Here is a 7,911-nt window from a genome sequence, read left to right as displayed (position 1 = left end):
CGGCTCATGAACACGATGCAAACCGAGGAGCACTGTGGGCATGAACGCAGCCACCGAACTTCGGCAAGTCATCGCCGAACGCCTACGCGAACTGATGGCAGCCAGCCCTGACCTCGACACCCAGGTCAAGCTGGCCCATCGGTCTGGGCTGTCCCAGAGCTCCGTTGCTCGCATCCTTTCCGCAGACTCCTCGGCCACGGTCGACTCCATCGCCAACTTGGCGCGTGCCTTTGGCATCCCGCCCGCGTTCCTGCTGCTCAGCAACAAGGTCGACGTCGAACTGCTTCTGACCTCCCAGGCGCTCACCCCAGAGGCTCGGCAACGTCTTCTGGGCTATGCAGCGGCACTGATTACAGGTGAACACGTATCGACAAATGCGACGCGTGTTTCTGGTGTATCTCGTTTGCGCTGCGCTTGGGTGACTCAGACAAGGCTTTCAGAATGAAACGCCGTGTAAATCCTTCTGTTGGCTGCTCCCTCGTGTTCCTGCTCTCATTCAATTGGGCGCTGGCAGGCCCGGTTGAGTTGGCAGATGGCGCACAGTCGGTAAGCGACCAAGGGCAAAGGAAAGGGCGCCTCATCTATCCTGATGAGAGGCCACGCCTTATCGAGGCTGCCCGACCGAAAGCCCAGAGGGGTGACCCTCTCGCTCAGTACGAACTGGGGTGGCTACTCTTGAACGAAAACGAGTGGGAGGCAATGCGCTGGATGGGCGCTGCGGCAGAGCAAGGGGTTGCAGAAGCACAGTGGTTCATCGGAGGCATGTATCGCAAGGGCGAGATCGTCGCGAGAGACGATCAGACGGCGTACTTCTGGTTTTTGCTTGCCACCTCGCGTGGTTACCGTGCTGCGCTAAAGGATCTCGATGAACTAGAGTTTCGCCTCACAACAGAGCAGCGCGCGGCCGCGCAGACTGCTGCGAGAGACTGGAAGCCCAAGACGGCCACGGCTTCGCCGCCAACGGACCCGAAGACCGCAGCGCCGGCCTCTTCGGCCGGTACTGGCTTTAGGATCGCCTCAGAACGATTCATCACGAACCACCACGTCGTCGCCAACTGTCAACGATTGACGGTTAACGGGTTGTCGGGACGAGTCAAGGCCGTCGACACCAAGGCGGACCTTGCACTTCTCACCGCACCAGTCGGCGGCACGAGTGTGCCGCTGCGCGCGCAGCGGCCTCTTGTGGGTGAGGCAGTAGCAGTGGCAGGCTACCCGTTGCCCAGAATCCTTTCTGGATTCCAACTGACGACTGGCACGCTCGCCAGCCTCTCCGGCATAGGGGGCGACACCTCCCAGTTCCAGATCAGTGCACCGGTGCAGTCAGGAAACAGTGGCGGGCCGGTACTCGACGCGGCAGGGCGGGTCATGGGCGTTGTTGTGTCCAAGCTCGACGCCGTCAAAACCGCACGCATGACCGGCGATATCCCACAGAACGTCAATTTCGCCATTAGCGGGATCGCACTGCGTTCCTTTCTCGACGCCAACGGCATCGACTATCAAGTTTCGCAGGCCGATCGTCCCCTGCCCACGACGTCTATCGCACAGCAGGCACAGGGGTTTACGGTTCGAGTGGAGTGCTGGAAGTTGCGATAGCCCCCTCTGTCGACGGCTCCTGGCAGTTGCGTTGAGCCTTACACCGGGATCAAAGACGCCAGTCTGGGTGTCGCTCCCGCATGCTGGCGTGGCCTTGTTAGTTGGCAGCGCGAACTCAATAGCGTCGGGACTGCTTCATGTTGCTGCGGCCTCCATGCCATCGACGCTGAGCACCATCGGCACGCCGGAAGTAAAGGCCAGTGCTTCGGCAGTGACGCGAGCCTCGAAGGAGCCCTGCGTTTCGGTAGCGCCGCGGGTGATGGTCCTGCCGCTGTGCAGGGAGTACGCGCTGGGCACGAACACGCGCCCGGGCCGAGTCATCGGCACGATGCGAATGACGAATCTCTCCCGCGGGGGCACGTAGATGTCTTCGAGCGCATCGATGCGCCGATCAAGCCTTGGCATTTGCGCGCTCCTCCAAAGCAGCCACGCGGGCAGCCAGTTCGTCGGTCTCGATCAGTTTGGCCATGGTCGACAGGCCAGCCAGCAGCGTTGAGGCTTGAGATGGCGCCAGCTCGCCAGCCGCGACTGCTGCAAGGAGGGCACGGCCCTGGTGGGCGAGCGGTGCGTCGGCGGTCATGTTGAGGGTAACGGGACGCTCCTCCGGGCGCAGCGCCGGGATGACCCGCTCCACGAGTAGACGCGCGGCGCCAGGGTCACCGTCCAGGGCGCGATCGACCATCGCCTTGACGATGCCCGGCACCGCCTCGTTGATCTGCTCGCGCAACGTGGCCACCTTTCCCGTTCCTGGCGCACGGCCCTTCGGATTGCCGCTGACACCCGGCCGCCATGAAGTGGAGTTCGCTTTCGGCATCGCCTGCACCTTCCCTGATGAATCAGGCACCGCAACGAGAGGCCGCAAACAGGCCTACGCTGCCGCAAGCGCCGCGATCGACGCATGGCGAGGCCACTACCCTATCCAACGGCCCGAGAGCCACCACGACGTCGCGCAGGCTGCGTGCGACGAAGGCCACGCCGCCAGCGTCAGCCACCCGTGCGAGCACGACCTTCTGCTCCGGGCGCAGCCGGCCCCGTGGCCCCTTCACCTCGACCGCCAGCAGCCGACCATCGTGAAGCTGGCCGAGGACATCGGGGCAGCCCGGAAACCCGAAGCGGACGAAGCGCTTGCCCAGCTTGGTGGCGCCGCTGTTCATGCGCTCCACCCAGGCCACAGCGGGGTGGACACGCAGAGCCTTCAGCACCTCCACGAGCGCTCCCGCCTCAGCCAGCACAGGCCGGCGCGGAGCGGATGGCAACGGGTCACCGAAGAGGTCGTACTTCATGGAGTGGTTGATCATGCGCAGGCTTGGCACGGACTTTCAAGTGGTCTGGATGACCGGGTCGTGGGCTGGGCAACGCTGGAGCAGCACAGCTAGGTCGCGGCCGATGGCCGGTGAGGTCAGGAGTGCATTGCAAGCCTGCGCGCAGCAGCCGCGCTCGTAGTGGCGGCATTCGATGCAAGAGCGGCGCTCATCGCCCGTTACATCGCGCAGATGCAGCCGCTCAGCCAGATCGTCGGCGTCATCTGCGCTGAAGCCCATGCCCCGGCTGCGCCCAGCACGCGCGTTGTAGACCCTGATCTGAGACTCCGTCCACGGCTGGGCATGGGCACCATTTGCCTCGGCCGCCGACAGCTTGTAGGGCCGATCCTGAGCCGCCACCACAGCGTGCTTCTTGTCGGAGGCATCGCATTCGGCCAAGTAGACGTCAGCTGCCGGCAGGAGCCCTGCATCGACCGGGCGCGCACAGGTCCCGCGGTGCATGTTGTGGGTGCTGTTGGCGCAGGTGGCGAGGGTCGTGATGGGCGGCACGGGCTGCGCCAGTGGCACCGGCTGTGGGTCGTTGGACGTCAGGATCAACAACTTGCGTTTTTCAGATACCCCCTGAGGATGTACCGACGAAACCGACGAAAAAGGGGTTTCGTCGGTTTCGTCAGTCGGGGTGGAGGGGAAATTCCGAAGGAACGCAGCGGCTCGCAAAGCCCAAGAGGTCTTCATGTCACGCCTCCTTGGTGATGGCCGGGTTGATGTAGTAGCGGGTGGTAGGCCGGCCGGCTTCGCCTGTGCCGTCGACGCTACGCACCCAGCCAAACTCCTCCAGCAGCGCCAGCGCGATCTCGGCGTCCATGGAGTTAGACAGCCCCGCCCAGCCCTTCCGTCCCACCTCCCTGGCGGTGAAGCCGTCGTTCAACTTCTTCTCGGCTAGCCGGCGCGACAGGAGCTTGGCGGTCTTTACGCGGGCCACCTCGATCAGCGCGTAGATCCGGCGGGCGTGGCCCTCAAGGTATTCGCACCAAGCTGAAGCCCGTAAAGCTGTGTCGGCCTGCACAGGCCCGACACGGCCCTCCGCGAGGTGGAGGATCAGCGCAAGGGCGCAGAACAGCTTCTCGAACTTCGCCAAGTGCTGCGCCATCAGTGGGTTCTGCTCTTTGGCGATGCGCTCGTGGTGCAGGTCCGTGGCCCACTCGACGAAGACCTCGAGCGCGGCGTCTCCAAAGCCGAACGAGGGCAACTTCACGAACTCGTCTGCCGGGCTTGCACCATCCAGCACAGGGTCGAAGCTGGCCAAGCGATCGAACAGGTTACGCACGCCCTCGCGTGCCCTTGGGACTGGAGAACGATCCCTCCATTCCCACGCCACAGGTTCTGGGTACACCAGGAGCTGAAAGCGCTGAATCCGGCCGTCGTTGTCCAGCGACCCAGCCATCTGCGTCAGGTATCTCTGAAGAAGCTCGGGCTGGATGCCCCCGAATACCGATAAGCACAAGTTCGAGACGAACTGGCTGCCGCGAACCACACGGTCGATGTTGAATGTCCCGGTGCCGTTCCAGCCCTCCAGGTAGAACGCTCTGTCGCCTTCGTTGCCGGGCTTGTCCCAGGAAGCCAGCAAGCCAATGATCTCGTCACGAAGCACCAGTAGGCCGTCGGGGCTGCCTGCGAGGATCTCGCCGATCTTGGCCACAGTGCCGTCGTTCGTCTTGTAGCGACGCTGCTTTGGCTCGTCGGGCGGCGCGAGGTTCTTGAGCTTCGCCATGGCCTCGTCCATTGCCCTGTCGCCGCTTTTCGTGGCGGCCTTCTTCATGGCGCTAGCAACTGCAGACTGCCGGGCGTTGAAAGCAGCAAGCTCTGCCGCATGAACCTTCATTTGTTCGAGCTGCCGTTCGGCCTCCTTGGCCTCAAGACGGTCGATGAACCTGAAGGCCACGCTCACTGCAGGCGACTTCTTGGTGCTCGGATCACCGACAACACCACCCCACAGGTTTGGCGTGACGATCCAGTCATCACGCCTCTTCGGCTTCAGGGCGCACCGTGCTCCGATCACGGCCCCCAGGGCCACCATCATCCCGGCGGCGACGAAGTCAGGCGCGCATGGCATCCGATCTGCCTCGTCAAGGACGAAGTCAGCCAGATCCTTCGGAAGAAGCGTGTTGGCGTCGAATGCGGGTGCGGCCGGTAGTTCCACCGAGATGGGCCTGGGGTCACGCCAGTCTTTGGGTTCGTCCTCGCAAGCCGCCTCAGCCCTGGCAGCGGCAGCATCTACGCGAGCACGAGCCGCTTGTGCGAACTGTGGGAGTGTGCTCACCGTGCCACCTCCGCGATGTGCAGGACACGGGATGCGGCGGCCAGGAAGGCGTCCCAATCGGCCTGGGCGGGGAGGACACCGCGGCGGAGGTCGCCAACGATCACCGCAATCAGATGGAGGTCCGCATGAAGGACCGTCAGAGCATCCCGGGCCGAGAACGGCATCGGCCCTCTCGCCCCGGGCCTGTCACCCTCAATCCAACAGCCCAAATCCTTGGCGGCGCCTACGAAGTCGAGGTCGGTGACGGCCATGTGCAGCGCAACCGCATTGCCACCAGTCGCGCCGCACGACATGCAGCACCAACCGTTCGAGCTGGTGTTCACACGCAGGCTGTCGCTTCCCCCGTGGATAGGACACGACCCTGTACGCCACTGGCCACGCCCAACCAGCTGGATGCCATGGGACTCGCAGTAGCTCTCGATAGAGGGTAGGTTTGCGCGGTTCAGCGGCATGGGGCACCCCCTTCCACGCCAGCCGCGCGGCGGACTACGGCGACGGCACAGCTCAGGACAGTGAGAGCCTGGACGAGTTCAGTGCGGACGCTGGTCATGCGCACCCCCTGGTGGCGAAGGCCAGGACGCCGCCTAGGGCTGGCCCTACGGAGCTCAGCAAAGCGCAGCAAAGCGCAGCGCACGCTCTGGCCCAGCAGTGGGCGTTGGCCCGTGCCATCACTTTGACCCCTTTGTGCTGAGGCGGCCACCGCTCGCTGCAAACGCGGCCCAGAAGGCATGTACCTCCGAGGCGCGCCAGCGGGTGCAGCGCGGCAGCTTCACCGCCGGCTCCGGGGCGAGGCCCGCAGCGACGGCGTCGCGCCACCAAGTCGCTCCGACCAAGCCGGGGGCGCAGCAGGTCTTGATGTCCAGGAGTTGGACATCTGCCAGGACCGGCGGCGTGGCCGAGGGTGGCGGCTTGCGGGGGGTTCTGCTCGTGGTCTTCGGCGCTGCGCGGCGTGTTGCGTTCATGTACGGCTCCAAGCAAGAGGAGCCGCGATGAGAACTTCGGGATAGGCTATCCCGTCAAACCGGATAGATGGTCAAGGCACCGCCCTAGCGAGGTGGCCGGCCGGACGGGATAGGTCAACGCTTTCCGCCGGCCTTGCGCGTCGGAGTGTTGGGGCCGCTTTCGCGATCGATGATTTCGACCATGTTACCAAGGGCCCCCACGTTGCCCCGCTCCCTGACGGCTTCCGAACGCAACTTCCGCCCGTACCTGATGTCTGCTCCCACGTTCGGCCGGTGTGCGGTCGAACGGACAGCCTTCTCGCGCGCGGTCACCCGCTCTGTGGCCCCCCTCTTGCCCCGGGCCTGCACCTCTTCTTCATACCAGTGCAGCAGCCGCGCGCTCCTCTCCTTCCGGGTCTCCGCGGCGGCGGGCCCCGACACGAGCGCCCTGGCAAGCTCACCCTCGTCCTGGTCCCTGGCGCAGATGCGCTCGAGTAGCTCGGCGGTCTCGCTGCCGGCCTGCAGGCGGTCTCGGAACAGGCCCGCGGCGGCGTCGAAGGCCAACAGCTCGGGAAGTTCGCACGGCAGCGCAAGGACGGGCCGCGGTGCGGCGGCGTTATCGCCCACCAGCCCGCCGGTGATCGCCAAGAGCTCGGACTGGCTGATGTCGCTGGCCAGCGGCTCGAAATAGATGCCGGGTGTCTCGCCGGCCCGATGCCAGCGCCAGGGCACGTCTAGATCGTCGTCACCCAACAGGTGCTGAAGCGCGGCAGCGCCATAGCGCCGAGCGGTGCTGTCCATACCATCCCCCGATGGCCCCGGCTGAAGATGTCGCGCCAGCCCGCCGGGGGACGGGGTTTCGGTGGGCCAACCTAGGCGCAACCGCGCGATTCTGCCAACCCGGGGGGCAAGGCCAACATCAGCCGGGTCGTGGCATCCGACCGACCGCGAGGTGCTTGCAACTGGCGCGCCAGGACCGGCTGACAAGCTCGCAAGGGTCGACGCGATGTTCGTGCATAAGCCCAGTTCCTAGCACTTTTCTAGCACCAGAAGCGCAAACGGCGCCCGAAGGCGCCGTAAGTGCTTGATTTCCCTGGTGGGCGGTGCAGGGTTCGAACCTGCGACCCCTGCCGTGTGAAGGCAGTGCTCTACCGCTGAGCTAACCGCCCGGTTGAAGGCAACCGGAACCGGAATCGTCCGGAGCCGGAAATTATGCCATCAGGCGTCCGACTCCTGGTCGGGACTGTCTTCATCGGGTGCCCAGGCCCGCATGTCCGTGCGCAGCAAAGGTGGTCGCGCAAAACTGAACACGGCGACAAGTGGAAGAGCTGCTCCGATGGGCGAGGACAGAGCCCGTGTTTTGAGGAGCACAGAAGATGAGCAGACGACCACGCCGGAACCACTCACCGGCATTCAAGGCCAAGGTGGCGATAGCGGCCTTGGGCGACGACAAGACGATTGCCGACATCGCGCACAAGCACGACGTGCACCCCAGCCAGGTCACCGACTGGCGGCGGCAGCTGCTGGAGCGAGCTGCCACCGTCTTTGACGCTGCGGCCGAGCCGGCGCAGCCTGCGGTGGTTGTCAAGGCGTGCGGGGCCCAGCAAAGCATGGACGGGCGCGGCTGCTGGCGCGACAACGTGTTCGTCGAGCGGCTGTGGCGCAGCGTGAAGTGCGAGGAGGTTTACCTCAAGGCCTATGACGGCGTGAATGCGGCGCGCGCCAGCATTGCCCGGCATCTTGAGTTCTACAACGCCAGGCGCCCGCACCAGGCCCATGGCGGGCGCACGCCCGA

The 7,911-nt window shown here is 64.9% G+C and carries 9 protein-coding genes, 1 tRNA gene and 2 pseudogenes; 4 read left to right on the top strand and 8 right to left on the bottom strand.

Annotated features, from left to right (window positions below):
* Positions 1-40 precede the first annotated feature (40 nt).
* Positions 41-445, top strand: coding sequence for a helix-turn-helix domain-containing protein (locus ACOVRJ_RS20450; protein WP_422045663.1), 405 nt, complete (start codon positions 41-43; stop codon positions 443-445).
* 230 nt (positions 446-675) lie between these two features.
* Positions 676-1,593: a tetratricopeptide repeat-containing serine protease family protein gene (locus ACOVRJ_RS20445; RefSeq protein WP_422045662.1), complete on the top strand. Its 918-nt coding sequence runs from the start codon at positions 676-678 to the stop codon at positions 1,591-1,593.
* 135 nt (positions 1,594-1,728) lie between these two features.
* Here the strand turns inward: ACOVRJ_RS20445 and ACOVRJ_RS20440 are convergent, their stop codons facing one another.
* The 8 genes from ACOVRJ_RS20440 to ACOVRJ_RS20405 form a co-directional block, all read right to left on the bottom strand.
* On the bottom strand, positions 1,729-1,998 hold the full coding sequence (locus tag ACOVRJ_RS20440) for a hypothetical protein (RefSeq protein WP_422045661.1): 270 nt from the start codon (positions 1,996-1,998) through the stop codon (positions 1,729-1,731).
* On the bottom strand, positions 1,985-2,407 hold the full coding sequence (locus tag ACOVRJ_RS20435; RefSeq protein WP_422045660.1) for a DUF5681 domain-containing protein: 423 nt from the start codon (positions 2,405-2,407) through the stop codon (positions 1,985-1,987). Before ACOVRJ_RS20435 ends, ACOVRJ_RS20440 begins: the two co-directional genes overlap by 14 nt.
* A gap of 22 nt (positions 2,408-2,429) precedes the next feature.
* A complete protein-coding gene (locus ACOVRJ_RS20430; protein ID WP_422045659.1) occupies positions 2,430-2,876 on the bottom strand; it encodes a VRR-NUC domain-containing protein in 447 nt (148 codons plus the stop codon).
* A gap of 36 nt (positions 2,877-2,912) precedes the next feature.
* Positions 2,913-3,590 (bottom strand): hypothetical protein, encoded by a 678-nt coding sequence (locus ACOVRJ_RS20425; RefSeq protein ID WP_422045658.1) that lies wholly within the window; start codon positions 3,588-3,590, stop codon positions 2,913-2,915.
* A gap of 1 nt (position 3,591) precedes the next feature.
* Positions 3,592-5,175, bottom strand: coding sequence for a YfjI family protein (locus tag ACOVRJ_RS20420; RefSeq protein WP_422045657.1), 1,584 nt, complete (start codon positions 5,173-5,175; stop codon positions 3,592-3,594).
* A complete protein-coding gene (locus ACOVRJ_RS20415; protein WP_422045656.1) occupies positions 5,172-5,627 on the bottom strand; it encodes a CHC2 zinc finger domain-containing protein in 456 nt (151 codons plus the stop codon). The genes ACOVRJ_RS20420 and ACOVRJ_RS20415 overlap by 4 nt, the downstream gene beginning before the upstream one ends.
* 624 nt (positions 5,628-6,251) lie before the next feature.
* On the bottom strand, positions 6,252-6,917 hold the full coding sequence (locus ACOVRJ_RS20410) for a hypothetical protein (protein WP_422045655.1): 666 nt from the start codon (positions 6,915-6,917) through the stop codon (positions 6,252-6,254).
* Between the two features lie 293 nt (positions 6,918-7,210).
* Positions 7,211-7,285, bottom strand: a tRNA-Val gene (locus tag ACOVRJ_RS20405).
* 207 nt (positions 7,286-7,492) lie between these two features.
* Here ACOVRJ_RS20405 and ACOVRJ_RS20400 point away from each other — a divergent pair.
* Positions 7,493-7,612 (top strand): annotated as a pseudogene (locus ACOVRJ_RS20400) (transposase); the annotation flags it as partial.
* A 96-nt stretch (positions 7,613-7,708) separates the two neighbouring features.
* Positions 7,709-7,911, top strand: a pseudogene (locus ACOVRJ_RS20395) (integrase core domain-containing protein); the annotation flags it as partial.

Origin of the sequence: Roseateles sp., from assembly GCF_049240545.1 — a bacterium.
GTDB lineage: Bacteria > Pseudomonadota > Gammaproteobacteria > Burkholderiales > Burkholderiaceae_C > Paucibacter_A.
The sequence above is the reverse complement of the archived record's forward strand: the minus strand, read 5'-3'. Positions and strand labels throughout refer to the sequence as shown.